Origin of the sequence: Ancylobacter crimeensis (assembly GCF_023016805.1) — a bacterium.
Classification (GTDB): domain Bacteria; phylum Pseudomonadota; class Alphaproteobacteria; order Rhizobiales; family Xanthobacteraceae; genus Ancylobacter; species Ancylobacter crimeensis.
The window spans coordinates 390,107-410,028 of the sequence record NZ_JALKCH010000001.1; the positions used below are offsets into that span (position 1 = coordinate 390,107).

The 19,922-nt window shown below is 64.8% G+C and carries 18 protein-coding genes and 2 tRNA genes; 19 read left to right on the forward strand and 1 reads right to left on the reverse strand.

The features are described 5' to 3' along the window. Positions 1-224: 224 nt before the first annotated feature. The gene (locus MWN34_RS01685) at positions 225-1,649 is read right to left on the reverse strand and encodes a mannose-1-phosphate guanylyltransferase/mannose-6-phosphate isomerase (protein WP_247025898.1); all 1,425 of its coding nucleotides are present in this window, start codon (positions 1,647-1,649) and stop codon (positions 225-227) included. Positions 1,650-2,244: 595 nt separating this feature from the next. On the opposite strand from MWN34_RS01685, the gene MWN34_RS01690 reads away from it, so the two are divergent. The 19 genes from MWN34_RS01690 (at position 2,245) to nuoN (ending at position 19,922) form a co-directional block, all read left to right on the forward strand. Beyond that, positions 2,245-2,321, forward strand: a tRNA-Asp gene (locus tag MWN34_RS01690). A 57-nt stretch (positions 2,322-2,378) separates the two neighbouring features. Continuing rightward, positions 2,379-2,455, forward strand: a tRNA-Asp gene (locus MWN34_RS01695). 141 nt (positions 2,456-2,596) lie between these two features. Beyond that, complete coding sequence (locus MWN34_RS01700; protein ID WP_247025900.1) at positions 2,597-3,535, forward strand: metallophosphoesterase; 939 nt, start codon at positions 2,597-2,599, stop codon at positions 3,533-3,535. 173 nt (positions 3,536-3,708) lie between these two features. Continuing rightward, complete coding sequence (gene galE / locus MWN34_RS01705; RefSeq protein ID WP_247025902.1) at positions 3,709-4,707, forward strand: UDP-glucose 4-epimerase GalE; 999 nt, start codon at positions 3,709-3,711, stop codon at positions 4,705-4,707. Positions 4,708-4,986: 279 nt separating this feature from the next. Beyond that, positions 4,987-5,352 (forward strand): NADH-quinone oxidoreductase subunit A, encoded by a 366-nt coding sequence (locus MWN34_RS01710; protein ID WP_247025904.1) that lies wholly within the window; start codon positions 4,987-4,989, stop codon positions 5,350-5,352. Then, positions 5,343-5,924, forward strand: coding sequence for a NuoB/complex I 20 kDa subunit family protein (locus MWN34_RS01715; RefSeq protein WP_247025906.1), 582 nt, complete (start codon positions 5,343-5,345; stop codon positions 5,922-5,924). The genes MWN34_RS01710 and MWN34_RS01715 overlap by 10 nt, the downstream gene beginning before the upstream one ends. Positions 5,925-5,957: 33 nt before the next feature. Continuing rightward, entirely contained in the window at positions 5,958-6,572 is a 615-nt protein-coding gene (locus MWN34_RS01720) for an NADH-quinone oxidoreductase subunit C (RefSeq protein ID WP_247025908.1), read from the forward strand. A gap of 9 nt (positions 6,573-6,581) precedes the next feature. Further along, the gene (locus MWN34_RS01725) at positions 6,582-7,778 is read left to right on the forward strand and encodes an NADH-quinone oxidoreductase subunit D (protein ID WP_247025909.1); all 1,197 of its coding nucleotides are present in this window, start codon (positions 6,582-6,584) and stop codon (positions 7,776-7,778) included. Between the two features lie 36 nt (positions 7,779-7,814). Further along, positions 7,815-8,678, forward strand: coding sequence for an NADH-quinone oxidoreductase subunit NuoE (gene nuoE / locus MWN34_RS01730; RefSeq protein WP_247025911.1), 864 nt, complete (start codon positions 7,815-7,817; stop codon positions 8,676-8,678). Between the two features lie 10 nt (positions 8,679-8,688). Beyond that, positions 8,689-9,990: an NADH-quinone oxidoreductase subunit NuoF gene (gene nuoF, locus MWN34_RS01735; protein ID WP_247025913.1), complete on the forward strand. Its 1,302-nt coding sequence runs from the start codon at positions 8,689-8,691 to the stop codon at positions 9,988-9,990. Between the two features lie 6 nt (positions 9,991-9,996). Then, positions 9,997-12,075 (forward strand): NADH-quinone oxidoreductase subunit NuoG, encoded by a 2,079-nt coding sequence (nuoG, locus tag MWN34_RS01740; protein WP_247025915.1) that lies wholly within the window; start codon positions 9,997-9,999, stop codon positions 12,073-12,075. Positions 12,076-12,088: 13 nt separating this feature from the next. After that, a complete protein-coding gene (gene nuoH / locus MWN34_RS01745; RefSeq protein WP_247025919.1) occupies positions 12,089-13,126 on the forward strand; it encodes an NADH-quinone oxidoreductase subunit NuoH in 1,038 nt (345 codons plus the stop codon). Further along, entirely contained in the window at positions 13,126-13,371 is a 246-nt protein-coding gene (locus MWN34_RS01750; protein WP_247025920.1) for a hypothetical protein, read from the forward strand. The genes nuoH and MWN34_RS01750 overlap by 1 nt, the downstream gene beginning before the upstream one ends. 12 nt (positions 13,372-13,383) lie before the next feature. Next, positions 13,384-13,872: an NADH-quinone oxidoreductase subunit NuoI gene (nuoI, locus tag MWN34_RS01755; RefSeq protein ID WP_170010056.1), complete on the forward strand. Its 489-nt coding sequence runs from the start codon at positions 13,384-13,386 to the stop codon at positions 13,870-13,872. A 203-nt stretch (positions 13,873-14,075) separates the two neighbouring features. Then, a complete protein-coding gene (locus MWN34_RS01760) occupies positions 14,076-14,681 on the forward strand; it encodes an NADH-quinone oxidoreductase subunit J (RefSeq protein ID WP_247025921.1) in 606 nt (201 codons plus the stop codon). A gap of 4 nt (positions 14,682-14,685) precedes the next feature. After that, positions 14,686-14,994 carry an NADH-quinone oxidoreductase subunit NuoK gene (nuoK, locus tag MWN34_RS01765; RefSeq protein ID WP_247025922.1) on the forward strand — a complete coding sequence of 103 codons (309 nt, stop codon included), beginning with the start codon at positions 14,686-14,688 and terminating at the stop codon, positions 14,992-14,994. An 8-nt stretch (positions 14,995-15,002) separates the two neighbouring features. Next, positions 15,003-16,931: an NADH-quinone oxidoreductase subunit L gene (nuoL, locus tag MWN34_RS01770; protein ID WP_247025923.1), complete on the forward strand. Its 1,929-nt coding sequence runs from the start codon at positions 15,003-15,005 to the stop codon at positions 16,929-16,931. Beyond that, positions 16,931-18,445: an NADH-quinone oxidoreductase subunit M gene (locus MWN34_RS01775; protein ID WP_247025925.1), complete on the forward strand. Its 1,515-nt coding sequence runs from the start codon at positions 16,931-16,933 to the stop codon at positions 18,443-18,445. The genes nuoL and MWN34_RS01775 overlap by 1 nt, the downstream gene beginning before the upstream one ends. A 49-nt stretch (positions 18,446-18,494) precedes the next feature. Then, positions 18,495-19,922 carry an NADH-quinone oxidoreductase subunit NuoN gene (gene nuoN, locus MWN34_RS01780; RefSeq protein WP_247025927.1) on the forward strand — a complete coding sequence of 476 codons (1,428 nt, stop codon included), beginning with the start codon at positions 18,495-18,497 and terminating at the stop codon, positions 19,920-19,922.

The following is a 19,922-nucleotide window of genomic DNA, read 5'->3' on the forward strand; positions in this document are numbered from 1 at the left end:
CGGCGTCCGGAAGAGCGGCGTCGGTTCTGTCGCGGAGACTGTCACCCAAGGCGGCTTTCCTTCACTGATGCGCATGGCAGCATGCGCCGGCACGGTGGATCGGGTCCCGTCACATAGGATCGTTCCGCGATGAAGGCAAATCTGGGGGCTATGGCCGGACAGCAAAAAGGCGCCGGTGCCTTGTGGCGCCGACGCCTGCAGTGATCCTGAGGGCGTGCCCCCGATCAGTTCCGGTTGTAGACGTCCTCAATGCGAACAATATCGTCCTCGCCGAGATAGGAGCCGGTCTGTACCTCGATGAGCTCAAGCGGAATCTTGCCGGGATTTGCGAGCCGGTGCACGCCGCCGAGCGGCAGATAGGTCGATTCATTCTCGCGGACTTCGAAGACCTTGCCGTCGAGCGTGACCTCGGCCGTCCCCTTGACCACGATCCAGTGCTCGGCGCGGTGATAGTGCTTCTGCAGCGAGAGGCGCCCGCCGGGCTCGACGACGATCTTCTTCACATGGAAGCGGTCGCCGCGGCAGATGGTCTGGTAGGTGCCCCAAGGGCGGTGGGCCTTCAGATGTTCGTTCGCCTGAACGTGGCGTTCAGCCTTAAGCTTGGCGACGAGCGGTTTCACGTCCTCTGAGCGGGAGGTCGGCATCACCAGCACCGCGTCTTCGGTGGCGACAACGGAGATGCCGTCGAGTCCGACGGCCGCCACGAGCGGGCCGTCCGAGCGCACATAGGAGTTGCGGCTGTCGAGCAGCGCCACCGCGCCGCGAGTGACGTTGCCGGCCACGTCGCTTTCACCCAGTTCGTGGACGGCGTTCCAACTGCCGATGTCCGACCAGCTGAACACCCCTTCGATCACGGCGGCCCGACGGGTGCGCTCCATGACGGCATAGTCTATCGACTTGGCTGGAGCCGCACCGAAGGCTTTCACGTCGAGGCGCAGAAAACCGAGGTCCTCGGCGGCATTATCGACGGCCGCGCGGACGGCTTCGACAATCTCGGGTTCAAAGCGTGTAGCTTCCTCGATCAGCAGAGCCGCCGGGAACATGAAGTTCCCCGAATTCCACAGATAGCCTTCCGAAACATAACGTTCCGCCGTTGCGGTGTTGGGCTTCTCGACGAAGGTGTCGACGGCATAGGAACCGTCCTGCTCCAGGGGAGTGCCAGGTCGGATATAGCCGTATGACGTGCGCGGGGCGGTCGGCTTGATGCCGAAGGTGACGATGTTGCCGGCCGCTGCGGCGGATGCCGCCTTGAACACGGCGTCGCGGAACAGGGGTCGGTCGCCCACCACATGGTCGGCTGCAAGCGACATCACCAGGCAATGCTCGCCCGCGATGCGCTGGGCGAGGAGAGCTGCTGCAATCAGCGCGGGCCCGGAATCGCGGCGCGTCGGCTCAAGGGCCACGGTTGCCTCAATGCCGATGTCGCTCGCCTGCCGGCGGGCGAAGAACCGAAAATCCTCATGCGTCAACACGAGCGGAGCGGTGAAGATCGTGGGATCGGCAACCCGTTCCAGCGCCTCCTGATAGAGCGTACGGTCACTGGCAAGCGACTGGAACTGCTTGGGAAGACTGTCCCGCGAGATCGGCCAGAGGCGCGTGCCGCTACCGCCAGCCAGAATGACCGGCACAATGGGTGAAGGGCTCAGCATTCCTAACCTCCGGGAACATCGTCGCACACATGCGCATGGCGTGCGGTCGTTTGTTCAACATGCAGGATTTATGCGACGTCGCCAAGAAGCGCTTACGAGGGCGATCGGGAATGGGCCTGCACCTTTCCATTGCGCCGTGGATCGTCGCAAGACGTACGACCTCGCCATGCGTCATGCTTTTCTCCACGGAATGATATCGTGTCGCGAACCGACGGCGGACATCGATCCATCCGTTCTCACACGGAAGGGGTGCGTTCATCTTTTCCGTCCGTTTGCTGCTGTTTTTCCTTGCAGGACGTGCCCGGATCAAAAGCAGGGTCGTTGAAACTCCGGATTCGTGCGTGGTCCGGACTTGGCGCGCGAGGGTCTTCCGGGCGATCGAAGCTCGGAACGCCATGGCATGATGATCGGAGTGGCCAGTGCACTGCTCAGGGCGTGCCGGCTTTCCTGCCGAAACGACATCCCCGGACGGCCAGGACGGTCTGTGGATGACATTCCAATTCTGAATGGCGGTCATCTTCCGCGCTTGACACCCCATGGGGCGTGCCTTACGACCCGCCTCACCTGACGGCGAGGCCTCCTCTGTCCGTCGTTCGGGGGTGTAGCTCAGTTGGTTAGAGCGCCGGCCTGTCACGCCGGAGGTCGCGGGTTCGAGCCCCGTCACTCCCGCCATATACCGAAATTGCGAAGCAGTGGACGGGCATAGGCCCGGAAGCATGCGCGCGCTTCGGGGGTGTAGCTCAGTTGGTTAGAGCGCCGGCCTGTCACGCCGGAGGTCGCGGGTTCGAGCCCCGTCACTCCCGCCAGATCTTCCATCACCGACGAGACGGCCGTTCTCGATCCATATCGACCTCTTATCCTGCTTGGCTTCGGGATTGCTTCACAAGGCGTGGCCGGACGATATCGACGCCCTCGCCATTGCGCTTCCATCCCCCGACCGGATTTCCATGGTACAGCTCATTACCCGCCGGACATTCCTCGCCGGCACGACATTCGTGCTTGGTGCGCCGGTGGTCTATGGCGGCTTCATCGAGCCGATGGTGCGCCTGGTGGTGACCCGCTATCGCCCGGCACCGGCGAACTGGCCTGCCGATTTCCCGCTGCGCATCGCGGTTCTGTCCGATTTCCATGTGGCTGATCCATGGATGGGGCTTGGACGGGTGGAGCGGATCGTCGCTGCGACGAATGCGCTGCAGGCCGACATCGTGCTCCTGCTCGGCGACTATCCGAACAACATCGATTTCGCTCCCCGCCTCGTGCCATTGCCGGAGCTCGCGCGCCGGCTGGCCGATCTGAAGGCGCCTCTTGGAGTGTGGAGCATCCTCGGAAATCATGACTGGTGGCAGGATCCGGAAGCCCAGCTCACTCGCCGAGGCCCCGTCAAGGCGCGGATCGCTCTCGAGGCGGCCGGCATCCCGGTGATGGAGAACGACGTCGTCCGCCTCGACCACAAGGGCCATAGATTCTGGCTGGCGGGCCTCGGCGACACGATCGCACTGCCGGGTACTGGGACGCGCGCTTACGACGGGGTGCACGACCTTGAGGGTACCACGGCGCGGATCGAGGGCGATGAGCCGGCGATTATGATGGTGCATGAGCCGGACATCTTCAGCCGAATGCCAAATCGCTATGCCCTCACGCTTTCAGGGCATACCCATGGCGGGCAGATTCGCATCGCAGGCTGGTCGCCGGTCTCGGCCTCCCGCTTCGGCGACCGTTATCGTTACGGGCACATCGTGGAACACGGAAAGCATCTGATCGTGAACGGTGGGCTCGGCTGCTCGAATCTGCCGGTGCGGATCGGAGTGCCCCCGGAGATCGTGCTGATCGAACTCGGACACGATTCCGCGGCGCCGGGCGCGATTTCCGGCGCTGTCCCAGGATGAGCGGCAGCCGCCGCTCCGACGCCTCACCCTTGCCGCAAAGAGATCGGCCCGTTGCGAAGTCGCGCGAGATGGCGCTGACGCAGCGGTGAATCCATATCCCGATCCGGCCGGTGGCATGTAAATTGTCTGCCGTATACCCGTTCCATGATGGAGCGCGAATCGAGGAAGATGACGTGTCTGTTCTTGTGACTGGCGGGGCTGGCTATATCGGCAGCCACATGGTTCTCGCATTGATTGACGCCGGAATTGACGTGGTCGTTCTTGATGATCTGTCAACAGGCTTCGACTGGCTCGTTCATCCTGCCGCGACCTTCGAGCAGGGGGACGTGGCGGATGCGAATCTGGTGCGTCGCCTCGTCCAACGGCATGAGATTGATGCGGTGATCCATTTTGCGGCCCGCATCGTCGTGCCGGAATCGATCGCGGATCCGTTGGGCTATTATCTCGCCAACACGGTGAAGACCCGCGCCCTCCTTGAGGCTGTGATCGCTGCGGGCGTCGAGAAATTCATCTTTTCGTCCACCGCCGCCGTTTACGGCATGGTCGGGCAGGACCCGGTGTCCGAGCAGGCCTCGCTCGCCCCGATCTCCCCCTATGGGCGTTCCAAGCTGATGAGCGAATGGATGCTCGGCGATGCGTCCGTTGCCCATCCGCTCAGCTACGTCGCACTGCGCTATTTCAATGTTGCTGGCGCCGATCCGGAGGGCAGGGCAGGGCAGTCCAGCAGGCAGGCGACACATCTTATCAAGGTTGCGGCCGAAGCCGCGACGGGCAAGCGCAACGGCATCGACATATACGGCACCGACTACGAAACACCGGACGGAACCTGCGTCCGGGACTACATCCACGTCTCTGATCTCGTGGCCGCGCATCTCGATGCACTGCGGTATCTTGGCAGCGCCGAAGGCACCGGCAAGCGCTTGGTGGTGAATTGCGGTTATGGGCGCGGCTATTCGGTGCGGGAGGTGATCGACACGGTGAAGCGTGTTTCGGGCGTCGATTTTCCCGTCCGCTTTGCGCCGCGCCGGCCTGGCGATCCTGCAGGGATCGTCGCCAAGGCAGAGCGGATTCGCGAGACGCTGGGCTGGATGCCGCGGCTCGCTGACCTCGATCTAATCACCAGCCATGCACTTTCGTGGGAACGGTTCCTCGCAAAACGCAATGGTTTTTGAGTGAATTAGCCCAGTCCTGGTCCCACGCGCCCGCCGCATCACAAGCGCGGGATTCGACGTGCGATTTTGTAAGGTTCGACCGCTTCCGGCGGCGTTTCCGCGCCGTTTGGCCACGCGCCGGCGAGCATCGTGAATTCTGTATGCCAGCCGCCGACGATCCGTGTGAGATGCCCTTGCCTCACTTGTGGCGGTGCGATAAGCCTGCCTCCGTGCTTTGAATTTTTCGCAACTGCGGAAATCGGGGCGAGCGTCGCACTCCTCATGGGAGATTCGCCGGCTATGAACAGCCTGCTGCAGGACTACCTTCCGGTGGTCATATTCATTGGCGTATCGGCCGTCATCGGCCTCGCGCTGCTGGTTTCCCCGTACCTGGTCGCCTTCCGTCGTCCCGATCCCGAGAAGATGTCGGCCTATGAGTGCGGCTTCAACGCCTTCGACGACGCGCGCATGAAGTTCGACGTCCGGTTCTACCTGGTGTCGATCCTGTTCATCATCTTCGATCTGGAGGTCGCCTTCCTCTTCCCCTGGGCGATCACGTTCGGGGAGTTGGGCAATGTCGGTTTCTGGTCGATGATGGTGTTCCTCGGCGTGCTCACTGTCGGTTTCGTCTATGAATGGAACAAGGGAGCGCTGGAATGGGACTGACCGCTTCCTCCGGCCCGCTGGTCGCGCCCGCGGCCAAGGGCATCATCGACCCCTCGACCGGCAAGCCGGTCGGCGCCACCGATCCGTTCTTCGTCGAGGTCAATGCCGAGCTCGCCGACAAAGGCTTCCTCGTCACCGCAACCGACGACCTCATCAACTGGGCCCGCACCGGCTCGCTGATGTGGATGACCTTCGGTCTTGCCTGCTGCGCGGTCGAGATGATGCAGGTCTCCATGCCGCGCTACGACGTGGAGCGCTTCGGCTTCGCGCCGCGCGCCTCACCGCGCCAGTCCGACGTGATGATCGTCGCCGGCACGCTGACCAACAAGATGGCCCCCGCTCTGCGCAAGGTCTACGACCAGATGCCGGAGCCGCGCTACGTCATCTCGATGGGCAGCTGCGCCAATGGCGGCGGCTATTACCACTATTCCTACTCGGTGGTCCGTGGGTGCGACCGGATCGTGCCCGTTGACATCTATATTCCCGGCTGCCCGCCCACGGCGGAGGCGCTGCTCTACGGTGTGCTGCTTCTTCAGAAGAAGATCCGCCGCACCGGTACGATCGAGCGCTGAGGCTCCAGGCAGAACACGACGCGCGAGAGCGAGATGGACGAGACCCTTAAAGAGCTTGCCGCCCACATTGCGGACGCGCTCCCCGACGCAGTGCTGGGCACGGAGATCGCCTATGGCGAACTCACGCTCCTCGCTGCGGCCGACCGGATCGTCAATGTCCTGACCTTCCTGCGCGACGCACCGTCCTGCCGGTTCGTCAGCTTCATCGACATTTGCGGCGTGGACTGGCCGAAGCGCGAGAAGCGTTTCGACGTGGTCTATCACCTGCTGTCGCCCACCTTGAACGCCCGCATCCGGGTGAAGGTGGAGACGGACGAGGTGACGCCGGTTCCGTCCGCAACCGGCGTCTACGCCGGCGCGCTGTGGTTCGAGCGCGAGGCCTATGATCTTTACGGCATCCTGTTCTCGGGCCACCCGGAGCTGCGCCGCCTGCTGACCGATTACGGCTTCGACGGGTACCCGCTGCGCAAGGATTTCCCGACCACCGGTTTCGTCGAGGTGCGCTATGACGACGAGCGCAAGCGCGTGGTTTACGAGCCGGTGAAGCTGAACCAGGAGTTCCGCAACTTCGACTTCCTGTCGCCGTGGGAGGGGCCGGACTACGTGCTCCCGGGCGACGAGAAGGCAACCGCCCCGAAGGCGGGCTGAGGTGAGACGATGAACGCCCCCGCTCCGGTCGACAACGTCCGCAACTTCCAGATCAACTTCGGTCCGCAACATCCTGCGGCGCATGGCGTTTTGCGTCTCGTGCTCGAACTCGACGGCGAGATCGTCGAGCGTGTCGATCCGCATATCGGCCTGCTGCATCGCGGCACCGAGAAGCTGATCGAGACCAAGACCTATCTGCAGGCCGTGCCCTATTTCGACCGGCTCGACTATGTCGCGCCGATGAATCAGGAGCATGCCTTCTGCCTCGCCGTGGAGCGTTTGCTTGGCATCGAGGTGCCGAAGCGCGGCCAGCTCATCCGCGTGCTCTATTCTGAGATCGGTCGCATCCTCTCCCACATGCTCAACGTGACCACGCAGGCGATGGACGTCGGCGCGCTCACCCCGCCGCTGTGGGGATTCGAGGAACGCGAGAAGCTCATGGTGTTCTATGAGCGCGCTTCCGGTTCGCGCATGCATGCGGCCTATTTCCGGCCCGGCGGCGTCCATCAGGACCTGCCGGTGAAGCTGATCGAGGATATCCGCGATTTCCTCCCGCATTTCCTGAAGGTCTGTGACGACCTCGAGGGTCTGTTGACCGACAACCGCATCTTCAAGCAGCGCAATGTCGATATCGGCATCGTGTCGCTGGAGGATGCGTGGGCATGGGGCTTCTCGGGCGTCATGGTGCGCGGCTCGGGCGCGAAGTGGGACCTGCGCCGCTCGCAGCCCTATGAGTGCTATGACGAGCTCGATTTCGCGATCCCGATCGGCAAGAACTGCGACAATTACGATCGCTACTGCATCCGCATGGAAGAGATGCGCCAGTCGGCGCACATCATGAAGCAGTGCTGTGATCGTCTGCTGAAGGAGCCGGGCCCGGTTTCCGCGGTGGACAACAAGATCGTGCCGCCCAAGCGGGGCGAGATGAAGCGCTCGATGGAGGCGCTCATCCATCATTTCAAGCTCTACACCGAGGGCTTCCACGTGCCGGCCGGCGAGATCTATGCAGCCGTCGAAGCGCCCAAGGGCGAATTCGGCGTCTATCTCGTCGCCGATGGCACCAACAAGCCCTATCGCTGCAAGATCCGCGCGCCCGGCTTCGCGCATCTGCAGTCCATGGATTTCATGTGCCGCGGCTACATGCTCGCGGACGTCTCGGCGATCCTCGGATCGCTCGACATCGTGTTCGGAGAAGTGGACCGCTGAGCCTCGTGCCAGGTGGTCCGATCGGAAGGGTTCGGCATGTCCGTCCGCAGGCTTGCGCCGCAGGAGCTTCAGCCCGAGAGCTTCGCCTTCACGGCGGAGAACCAGGCGTGGGCTGAGAAGACCATTGCGAAATATCCGCCCGGCCGGCAGGCCAGCGCGGTCATCCCGCTGCTGATGCGTGCGCAGGAGCAGGCGGGCGGCTGGCTGTCCGAACCGGCGATGCGGCTGGTTGGCGACATGCTCGGCATGGCCCCCATCCGCGTCTATGAGGTGGCGACCTTCTACACCCAGTTCCAGCTTCTCCCCGTTGGCAAGCGCGCCCACATCCAGGTGTGCGGCACCACGCCCTGCATGGTGCGGGGGGCGGGTGACCTGATCAATGTGTGCAAGCGCCGCATTCATGAGGAGCCGTTCCATCTGTCGAAATCCGGCGATCTGTCGTGGGAAGAGGTGGAATGCGCCGGCACCTGCGTGAACGCGCCGATGATCCAGGTCTGGAGGGACGTCTATGAGGATCTGACGCCGGAGGATCTGGAGAATATCCTCGACGCGTTCGAGCGCGGCGAGACGCCGAAGACGGGTCCGCAGAACGGGCGCCGCAGCTCCGAGCCGGTCACCGGCCTGCGCGTGCTGACCGAGGCGAGTCTCTATGACGGCTCCATGGTCGGCAAGGGCGAGGGCCTTGCCGCCGCCCTTGCGGCGATCGCGGCGGCCAAGGCGGCCGCCGAGGCACCGGCTGCCGAACCTGCTGCCGCTGCGGCTCCGCCGGCCCCGCCCAAGAACGATCCCGCACCGGCCAAGCCGCCGGTGGCCGAGGCCGTGAAGGCACAGGGCAGCGCGGATGCGACCGGGCAGGCCAAGCCCGGCGCCGACAAGCCCAACGGCGTGAAGCCGAGCTGAGGAGCGAACCATGCTTGCCGACAAGGATCGCATCTTCACCAATATCTATGGCTATCACGACTGGGGCCTCCAGGGCGCGCTGAAGCGCGGCTCTTGGGACGGCACCAAGACCATTCTGGAAGCCGGCCGCGACTGGATCATCGACCAGATGAAGGCGTCGGGTCTGCGCGGGCGCGGCGGTGCGGGCTTCCCGACCGGGCTGAAGTGGTCCTTCATGCCGAAGAAGTCGGATGGCCGTCCGCACTATCTCGTTGTCAATGCCGACGAATCCGAGCCGGGCACCTGCAAGGATCGCGAGATCATGCGGCACGACCCGCATCATCTCGTCGAGGGCTGCCTCATCGCTGGCTTCGCGATGGGCGCGCACGCCGCCTATATCTATGTGCGCGGCGAGTTCATCACCGAGCGCGAGCATCTGCAGGCCGCCGTCGACCAGGCCTATGAGGCCCGGCTGATCGGCAAGGACAACGTGCACGGTTGGGACTTCGACATCGTCGTCCACCATGGCGCCGGCGCCTATATCTGCGGCGAAGAGACGGCACTGATCGAGAGCCTGGAAGGCAAGAAGGGCCAGCCGCGCCTGAAGCCGCCTTTCCCGGCCAATGTCGGCCTTTATGGCTGCCCGACGACCGTGAACAATGTCGAGAGCATCGCGGTCGCCCCAACCATCCTGCGCCGCGGTCCGGCGTGGTTCTCCTCAATCGGCCGGCCGAACAATGTCGGCACCAAGCTGTTCGGCATCTCCGGCCATGTGAACACGCCCTGCGTGGTCGAGGAGGCGATGGGCATTCCCTTCAAGGAACTCATCGAGAAGCATGGCGGCGGGGTACGCGGCGGCTGGGACAACCTGCTCGCCATCATCCCCGGTGGCGCCTCCTGTCCGGTGATCCCGGCGGAGGACTGCGCCGAGCTGATCATGGATTTCGACGGCTGCCGCGCCGCCAAGTCCACGCTCGGCACGGCCGGCGTGCTGGTGATGGACAAGAACACCGACATCATCCGGGCGATCGCGCGCATCTCCTATTTCTTCAAGCATGAGAGCTGCGGCCAGTGCACGCCGTGCCGGGAAGGCACGGGCTGGATGTGGCGCGTCATGGACCGCATGGCGCAGGGCCGGGCGCAGAAGCGCGAGATCGACCTGCTGCTTCAGGTCACCACCCAGGTCGAGGGCCACACCATCTGCGCGCTCGGCGATGCGGCGGCGTGGCCGATCCAGGGCCTGATCCGGCATTTCCGCCCGGAGATCGAAAAGCGCATCGACCAGTATTCGGCGAACCCGCATTCCGATCCCGTGCCGGTTGCGGCGGAGTAACAGACCATGGCCAAGATCATCGTCGACGACATCGAGGTCGAGGTTCCCGCCGAGTACACGCTGCTGCAGGCGTGCGAGGCGGCGGGCGCCGAGATTCCGCGCTTCTGTTTCCATGAGCGCCTCTCCATCGCCGGCAATTGCCGCATGTGCCTGGTGGAAGTAAAGGGCGGTCCGCCCAAGCCCACCGCCAGTTGCGCGATGAACGTGCGCGACCTGCGCCCCGGCCCGAATGGCGAGCCGCCCGTGGTGCTCACCAAGAGCCCCATGGTGAAGAAGGCGCGCGAGGGGGTGATGGAGTTCCTGCTCATCAACCACCCCCTGGATTGCCCGATCTGCGACCAGGGCGGCGAGTGCGACCTGCAGGACCAGGCCATGGCCTATGGCGTGGACACTTCGCGTTATGCCGAGAACAAGCGCGCGGTCGAGGACAAGTATATCGGCCCGCTGGTGAAGACCTCGATGACGCGCTGCATCCAGTGCACGCGCTGCGTCCGCTTCACCACCGAGGTCGCGGGCGTCGCCGAGTTGGGGGCCATCGGCCGCGGCGAGGACATGGAGATCACCACCTATCTCGAGGCGTCGCTGACCTCCGAGCTGCAGGGCAATGTGGTCGACCTGTGCCCGGTCGGCGCGCTGACCCAGCGGCCCTACGCCTACCACGCCCGGCCGTGGGAGTTGGTGAAGACCGAGTCCGTCGACGTGATGGACGCCGTTGGTTCCAACATCCGCGTCGACACCCGCGGTCGCGAGGTGATGCGCATCCTTCCGCGTCTCAACGAGGACGTGAACGAGGAGTGGATCTCCGACAAGACCCGCTACATCTGGGACGGGCTCAAGACCCAGCGCCTCGATCGAGCCTATATCCGCGTCGGCAGCAGGCTGCGGCCGGCGAGCTGGCCGGAGGCCTTCGCCGCCATCGCCGCCAAGGTGAAGGCGACGCCGGCCAACCGCATCGGCGCGCTGATCGGCGATCTGGTGTCGGTGGAGGAGGCGTTCGCCGCGAAGGACCTCATCACCCGTCTTGGCTCCGCGAATATCGACTGCCGGCAGGACGGCGTCGCGCTCGACCCGTCGCTGGGGCGTGCCTCCTATCTGTTCAACCCGACCATTGCCGGCATCGAGGATGCCGACGCGCTGCTCATCATCGGCTCCGATCCGCGCCGCGAGGCCTCGGTGCTGAATGCGCGCATCCGCAAGCGCTGGCTGCGCGGCGCCTTCCCGATCGGCCTGATCGGCGAAGCGGTCGACCTGACCTACACCTATGACTATCTGGGCGCTGGCACCGACACGCTGTCGAGCCTGCTGGAAGGCGGTGCCTTCGCCGAGAAGCTCAAGGGTGCCGAACGTCCGTTGATCCTGATCGGGCAGGGCGCTCTCGCCCGGGCCGACGGCGCCGCCGTGCTGGCGCTGGCCGCAAAGCTTGCGGAGAGCGTCGGCGCGGTGAAGGAGGGCTGGAACGGCTTTGCCGTGCTGCACACGGCGGCCTCCCGCGTCGGCGCGCTCGATGTGGGCGCGGTTCCGGGGCAGGGCGGTCTCGACACCGGCGCCATGACCGCGCCGGGCGGGGTCGACGTGCTGTTCGCGCTCGGCGCGGACGAGGTGGACATCGCCCCCGGTGCCTTCGTGGTCTATCTCGGCACCCATGGCGACCGTGGCGCGCACCGCGCCGACGTCATCCTGCCGGGCGCCGCCTATACCGAGAAGTCGGGCACCTATGTGAACACGGAAGGTCGCGCCCAGCTCGCCGCCCGTGCCGCCTTCCCGCCGGGCGAGGCGCGCGAGGACTGGGCGGTGCTGCGCGCGCTGTCGGACGTGCTCGGCCAGCGCCTGCCCTATGACTCGCTCGCCCAGCTTCGCGCGGCGCTCTATGCGGCGCACCCCCATCTTGCCCGGATCGACCATGTCGAGCCGGCGGATGCGGCAGCGGTCTCGCGCCTCGCCGGCTTCACCGGACCGCTGGAGCGCACCCCGTTCCGCGCCGCGGTGAGCGAATTCTACATGACCAACCCGATCGCCCGGGCCTCCGCGGTGATGGCGGAATGTGCCGCGCTGGCGAAGAGCCGCCTCGCGGTTGCGGCCGAGTGAGGACGAGGGGACAATGACCGAGACTTCCACGCTCGACACGATCCTCCACGTTCTGCTCATCGTCGCGCAGAGCCTGGGCCTGCTCGTCGGGCTGTTGATCATCGTCGCCTATGTGCTGCTCGCCGATCGCAAGATCTGGGCGGCCGTGCAGCTGCGCCGCGGCCCCAACGTCGTGGGTCCGTTCGGCCTGTTCCAGTCCTTCGCCGACCTCATCAAGTTCGTGCTGAAGGAACCCGTAATCCCGGATGGCTCGAACAAGGGCCTGTTCCTGCTGGCGCCCTTCATCACCTGCCTGCTGGCGCTCGCCGCCTGGGCGGTGATGCCGGTGAGCGCGGGCTGGGTGGTGGCGGACATCAATGTCGGCGTGCTGTTCATCTTCGCCATCTCGTCGCTCAGCGTCTATGGCGTGATCATGGGCGGGTGGGCCTCGAACTCGAAGTACCCCTTTCTGTCCGCGCTTCGCGCCGCGGCGCAGATGGTGTCCTACGAGGTCTCGATCGGCTTCGTCATCGTCACGGTGCTGATGTGCGCCGGCTCGCTGAACCTCTCGGCCATCGTCGAGGCCCAGGACAAGCCGCTCGGCCTGTTCGGCTGGTACTGGCTGCCGCTGTTCCCGATGTTCGTGATCTTCTTCATCTCGGCGCTGGCCGAGACGAACCGCCCGCCCTTCGACCTCGGCGAGGCGGAATCCGAGCTCGTGGCAGGCTTCATGGTGGAATATGGCTCGACCCCGTACATGATGTTCATGCTCGGCGAATACGTGGCCATCATGACCATGTGCGCGCTGACCACCATCCTGTTCCTCGGGGGCTGGCTGCCGCCGTTCCCGATCGCGCCCTTCACCTGGGTGCCGGGCATCATCTGGTTCCTGCTGAAGGTGCTGCTGGTGTTCTTCGGCTTCGCGATGGCGAAGGCGATCGTGCCGCGCTACCGCTACGACCAGCTCATGCGCCTCGGCTGGAAGGTGTTCCTGCCGATCTCGCTGGTGATGGTGGTGCTGGTGGCTTCCGTTCTGCATTTCACGGGGCTGGCGCCCGGGGCAGGTGGCTGATGGGGCTCGATACCGGCGGTTTTACCTTCCTTGCGGCGGCGACCGCTCTCTTCACCCTCATCGGGCTGCTGGAGTGGTTCGTGCTGCCGTCCTTCATGGAGCGGTCCATTCGCAGCTCGCGCGAAGGGCGCCGCCTTCCCCGCGAGCAGCTGGACGGCATCGTCCGGTGGTGGAAGACCGTGATCCGCGTCGTCGCGGTGAGCATGCCGCTGGTGGGCTTCGGCCTGGCAAGCCTGGCGGACTAGGAGCGTTCGAAAATGAGACTCGACCAAGCCGCCCGTTCGCTTCTGCTCACCGAGTTCGTCTCGGCGTTCTTCCTCGCCATGCGCTATTTCTTCAAGCCCAAGGCGACGCTGAACTACCCGTTCGAGAAGGGCCCCGTCTCCCCGCGCTTCCGCGGCGAGCACGCGCTGCGCCGCTATCCGAACGGGGAAGAGCGCTGCATCGCCTGCAAGCTGTGCGAGGCCATCTGCCCGGCGCAGGCCATCACCATCGAGGCCGGCCCGCGCCGCAATGACGGCACCCGCCGCACCACGCGTTACGACATCGACATGGTGAAGTGCATCTATTGCGGCTTCTGCCAGGAGGCCTGTCCGGTCGATGCCATCGTCGAGGGGCCGAACTTCGAGTTCGCCACCGAGACGCGCGAGGAGCTTTATTACGACAAGGCCAAGCTGCTCGCCAATGGCGACCGCTGGGAGCGCGAGATCGCCCGCAACATGGCGCTGGACGCGCCCTATCGCTGAGCGCGCGCACGAGACTGGCTGCCCGCGGCCTTGAAGGCGGGAGACGGGCGGCTGGCGACGGCCGCGGGAGAAGGCACCGGCGCAGGGGGCGATCAGCCCTCCGGCGAGGCGCGTGCAACAAGGAATGACGACGTGACGACCAAAGCCGACAAGGCGCCCGGCACTCGGCCGGAAGTCGCGGGCCTCAACAGGGGATGCCGGATATGACCATGGCCGCGCTGTTCTTCTATCTGTTCGCCGGCGTGGCGGTCGCCTCGGCCTTCATGGTCATCGCGTCGCGCAACCCGGTGCATTCGGTGCTGTTCCTGATCCTGACCTTCGTCAACGCGGCGGGGCTCTTCATCCTGATCGGTGCCGAATACATCGCGATGCTGCTGGTCGTCGTCTATGTCGGCGCGGTCGCGGTGCTGTTCCTGTTCGTGGTGATGATGCTCGACGTCGACTTTGTCGAGCTGCGCCAGGGTTTCCTGCAGTACCTGCCGGTGGGGGCGCTGGTCGGCTTCATCTTCCTCGCCGAGCTGGTTCTGGCCTTTTCGAGCTGGACCTTCGGCGCGGGGGTCACGGGGGCGGTCGCCAATGCGCGGCCGGCGGTGTCGAACACCGTGCAGATCGGGCGGGTGCTGTACACCGACTATCTCTATTTCTTCCAGGCTGCCGGCCTGGTGCTGTTGGTGGCCATGATCGGCGCCATCGTGCTGACGCTTCGTCACAAGGAGAACGTCAAGCGCCAGAGCATCGCGGCACAGAATGCGCGCACCAAGGCGATGGCGATCGACATCGTCAAGGTGCCGTCGGGCAAGGGGCTCTGACATCATGGTGATCGGGCTTTCCCATTACCTTACCGTTGCCGCCATCCTGTTCACGCTGGGCACGCTCGGCATCTTCCTGAACCGGAAGAGCGTGATCGTCATCCTGATGTCGGTCGAGCTGATCCTGCTCGCGGTGAACATCAACCTGGTGGCGTTCTCGGTGTTCCTCGGCAATGTCGTGGGTCAGATCTTCGCCCTGTTCGTGCTGACGGTCGCCGCCGCGGAGGCCGCCATCGGCCTCGCAATCCTGGTGGTATTCTACCGCAATCGCGGGTCGATCGCCGTCGAAGACATCAATGCGATGAAGGGCTGAGGACGGTCATGATTCAGGCAATCGTCTTCCTGCCGCTCGTCGGCTTCCTCATTGCGGGCCTGTTCGGCCGCGCCATGGGGGCGCGGGCGTCCGAGCTGCTCACCACCTCGCTGCTGTTCATCGCGGCGCTGCTCTCGTGGATCACCTTCTTCCGCACCGCCTTCGGCGGGCATGAAGGGGTGACCGTCCTCTTCACCTGGATGAGCTCCGGCAATCTCCAGGTCGAATGGGCGCTGCGCGTCGATACGCTGACCGCGGTGATGCTGATCCTCGTCACCACCGTCTCGGCACTCGTGCATCTCTACTCCATCGGCTACATGCACGAGGATCCGAGCCGCCCGCGCTTCTTCGCCTATCTGTCGCTGTTCACCTTCGCCATGCTGACGCTGGTGACGGCCGACAACCTGGTGCAGATGTTCTTCGGCTGGGAAGGCGTGGGCCTCGCCTCCTATCTGCTGATCGGCTTCTGGTACGACAAGCCGTCGGCCTGCGCGGCGGCGATGAAGGCCTTCATCGTCAACCGCGTCGGCGATTTCGGCTTCGCGCTCGGCATCTTCGCCGTGTTCTACATGACCGGCTCGGTCGCCTTCGAGCAGGTCTTCGCCGCCGCGCCGGCGCTCTCCGGCAAGACCATCCACTTCATCGGTCACACCTGGGACGCGCCGACCATCATCTGCCTGCTGCTGTTCATCGGCGCCATGGGCAAGTCGGCGCAGCTCGGCCTGCACACCTGGCTGCCGGACGCGATGGAAGGCCCGACCCCGGTTTCCGCGCTGATCCATGCCGCGACCATGGTCACCGCCGGCGTGTTCATGGTGGCGCGGCTGTCCCCGCTGTTCGAGCTGTCGCACACCGCGCTCAACGTGGTGATGTTCGTCGGCGCCTCCACCGCCTTCTTCGCGGCGACGGTGGGCTGCGTGCAGAACGACATCAAGCGCGTGATCGCCTATTCCACCTGCTCGCAGCTCGGCTACATGTTCACCGCGCTCGGTGCGGGGGCCTATTCGGTCGGCGTGTTCCACCTGCTGACCCACGGCTTCTTCAAGGCGCTGCTGTTCCTTGGCGCCGGCTCGGTCATCCATGCGATGCACCATGAGCAGGACATGCGGCACATGGGTGGGCTGTGGCGGAAGATTCCGTTCACCTATGCCGCCATGCTGATCGGTGGTCTGGCGCTCACGGGCTTCCCCTTCACGGCCGGTTACTATTCCAAGGACGCGATCATCGAGAGCGCGTTCATGAGCGAGAACCTGTTCGCGACCTACGGCTTCGTCATGACGGTCGTGGCGGCGGGCCTCACCTCGTTCTACACGTGGCGCCAGATGTTCATGACCTTCCATGGCCATCCGCACGATCACCACCATTACGAGCACGCCCACGAGTCGCCGCTCGTCATGCTGATCCCGCTCGGGGTGCTGTCGCTCGGCGCGCTGTTCGCCGGCGCGATCCTCTACCCCTATTTCGTCGGGCACGATGTTGAGCACTTCTTCCGGGAAGCCATCTTCATGAGCCCGGAGAACAAGATCCTCGAGGAGATCCATCACATCCCGCTCTGGGCCAAGTATTCGCCCACGGTGATGATGGTGCTGGGCTTCGTGGTCGCCTATTGGATGTACATGGTCAATCCGGCGGTGCCCAAGGCCATCGCCCGGCGCAACGACGTGCTGTACCGCTTCCTGCTCAACAAGTGGTACTTCGACGAGCTGTACGATTTCCTCTTCGTGCGCCCGGCGAAGTGGCTCGGCACCTTCCTGTGGAAGCAGGGTGACATGCGCGTCATCGACGGCTACGGCCCGAACGGTGTTTCCGCCCGCGTGCTGGACGTCACCAACCGCGTCGTGCGTCTGCAGACCGGCTATCTCTACCACTACGCCTTCGTGATGCTGGTCGGCGTCGCCGCCCTGATCACCTGGTTCATGTTCGGGGGCGCACACTGATGTACGACTGGCCGATCCTCAGCGTCGTCACCTTCCTGCCGCTGGTCGGCGCCCTGCTCATCGTGCTGATGATCCGGGGCGACGACGAGGTGTCCAAGCGCAATGCGCGCTGGGTCGCGCTCTGGGCGACGCTCGTCACCTTCGTCATCTCGCTGCTGCTGCTGGTCGGGTTCGACCCGTCCAACACCGACTTCCAGTTCGTCGAGCACAGTGCCTGGCTCGGAGACATCGCCGGCTACCGCATGGGCGTCGACGGCATCTCGCTGCCCTTCGTGCTGCTGACCACGCTGCTCATGCCGATCTGCATCCTGGCGAGCTGGGAATCCGTGCAGACCCGCGTGAAGGAGTACATGATCCTGTTCCTGGTGCTGGAGACCTTCATGGTCGGCACCTTCTCGGCGCTGGATCTGCTGCTGTTCTACATCTTCTTCGAAGGCGGCCTGATCCCGATGTTCCTCATCATCGGCATCTGGGGCGGCAAGCGGCGCATCTACGCGACGTTCAAGTTCTTCCTCTACACGCTGGCCGGCTCGGTGCTCATGATGCTCGCCATCATGGCCATGTACTGGCAGGCCGGCACCACCGACATCACGGTCCTGCTCAAGCATGGCTTCCCGTTGGGGATGCAGTACTGGCTTTGGCTGGCCTTCTTCGCCTCCTTCGCGGTGAAGATGCCGATGTGGCCGGTGCACACCTGGCTGCCGGACGCCCATGTCGAGGCGCCCACGGCTGGCTCGGTCATCCTGGCCGGCATCCTGCTGAAGATGGGCGGCTACGGCATGCTGCGCATGAGCCTGCCGATGTTCCCCGAGGCGTCGGCCTATTTCGCCCCGCTGGTGTTCACGCTCTCGATCGTCGCCATCATCTACACCTCGCTGGTGGCGATGATGCAGGAGGACATCAAGAAGCTGATCGCCTATTCCTCGGTGGCGCATATGGGCTACGTCACCATGGGCATCTTCACCCTGACCCAGACGGGTATCCAGGGCGCGGTGTTCCAGATGGTGAGCCACGGCTTCATCGCCTCGGCGCTGTTCCTGTGCGTCGGCGTGATCTATGACCGGATGCACACCCGCGAGATCGCGGCCTATGGCGGCCTCGTGCACCGCATGCCCATCTACGCGACGATCTTCATGATCCTCACCATGGGCAATGTCGGCCTGCCGGGCACCTCGGGCTTCGTCGGCGAGTTCCTGACCCTCATCTCCACGTTCGGCCGCAACAACTGGGTGACCTTCTTCGCCACCTCCGGCGTCATCCTGTCGGCTGCCTATGCGCTGTGGCTCTATCGCCGCGTGGTGTTCGGCCCGCTGGAGAAGGAGAGCCTCAAGAACATCATGGACGTGAACGGCCGCGAATTGGCGTGCCTCGTGCCGCTGGTGTTCTTCGCCATCCTGTTCGGCGTCTGGCCGGGCCCGATCCTCGATGCCTGCAATGTCGCCGTCGAAGCCATCGTCGCCCGCGCCGATCAGGCCGCCGGCGTCGTCAAGGCGGCGTCGCTGGTGATCCCGTGAGGAGCGTCGCCGTGAAAGTCATTAGTCGTCCCGTCGCGGAGCCCGCACGATGATCCATACAATGCCTGCGCTCGGCCCCGCGCTGCCCGAGATCGTCCTCGCGCTGTCGGCCATCGGCCTCGTCCTCTACGGGGCGCTGGCCGGCGAGAAGTCGGTCAATACCGTCAACGGCCTCGCCATCGCCGCGCTGTTCGCGGCGCTGGTGCTGGTGATCCTCGGCTCGGACGACGCCGTCACCTTCAACGGCAGCTTCCGTGTGGACGCCTTCGCCCGCTTCCTCAAGGTGCTGGCGCTGGTCGGCGCCGGTGCCTCGCTCGCCATGTCGGTGGACTGGCTGAGAATCGAGAAGCAGAGCCGCTTCGAATACGCCATCCTCGTGCTGCTCTCCACGCTCGGCATGATGATGATGATCTCGGCCGGCGACCTGCTCGCGCTCTATATGGGCCTCGAGCTCATGAGCCTCGCGCTCTACGTCATGGCGGCGAACAACCGGGATTCGGTGCGCTCCACCGAGGCGGGCCTGAAATATTTCGTCCTCGGTGCGCTGTCCTCCGGCATGCTGCTCTATGGCGCCTCGCTGATCTACGGCTTCACCGGCTCGATCAACTTCATCGAGATCGCCAAGGCCGCACAGGAGCCGTCCCGCGGGCTGATCTTCGGCATCGTGTTCCTGTTCGCGGGGCTGTGCTTCAAGGTGTCGGCCGTGCCGTTCCACATGTGGACGCCGGACGTCTATGAGGGCTCGCCGACCCCGGTGACCGCCTTCTTCGCGTCGGCGCCGAAGGTCGCGGCGATCGCGGTGTTCATGCGCGTGGCCATCGAGGCGCTGCCGCACGTCACCCCGCAGTGGCAGCAGATCCTCGTCTTCGTCGCCATCGCCTCCATGGCGCTCGGCGCCTTCGCGGCGATCGGGCAGAAGAACCTGAAGCGACTGCTGGCCTATTCCTCCATCGGCCACATGGGCTATGCGCTGGTCGGCCTTGCCGCCGGAACCGAGGAAGGCGTGCGCGGCGTGCTGGTCTACATGACCGTCTATCTCGCCATGACGCTCGGCACCTTCGCCTGCCTGCTCGCCATGCGCCGCAAGGATGGCATGGTCGAGACGACGGACGATCTCGCCGGCCTCGCCCGCACCAGCCCCGTGATGGCCTTCCTTCTGGCGGCGCTGATGTTCTCGCTCGCCGGTATCCCGCCGCTCGCCGGCTTCCTGGCGAAGTATTACGTCTTCCTCGCCGCCATCAAGGCGGGGCTCTACACGCTCGCCGTCATCGGCGTGCTGTCGAGCGTGGTCGGCGCTTTCTATTATCTGCGCGTCGTCAAGGTGATGTATTTCGACGAGCCGGCCGGCCGCTTCGAGAAGATGCCGACCGAGCTGCGCGCCGTGCTCGGCATTTCCGGCGCCTTCATCATCCTGCTGTTCTTCTATCCGGCCCCGCTGCTCAATGCGGCGGGGGCGGCGGCACGGGCGCTCTTCTGA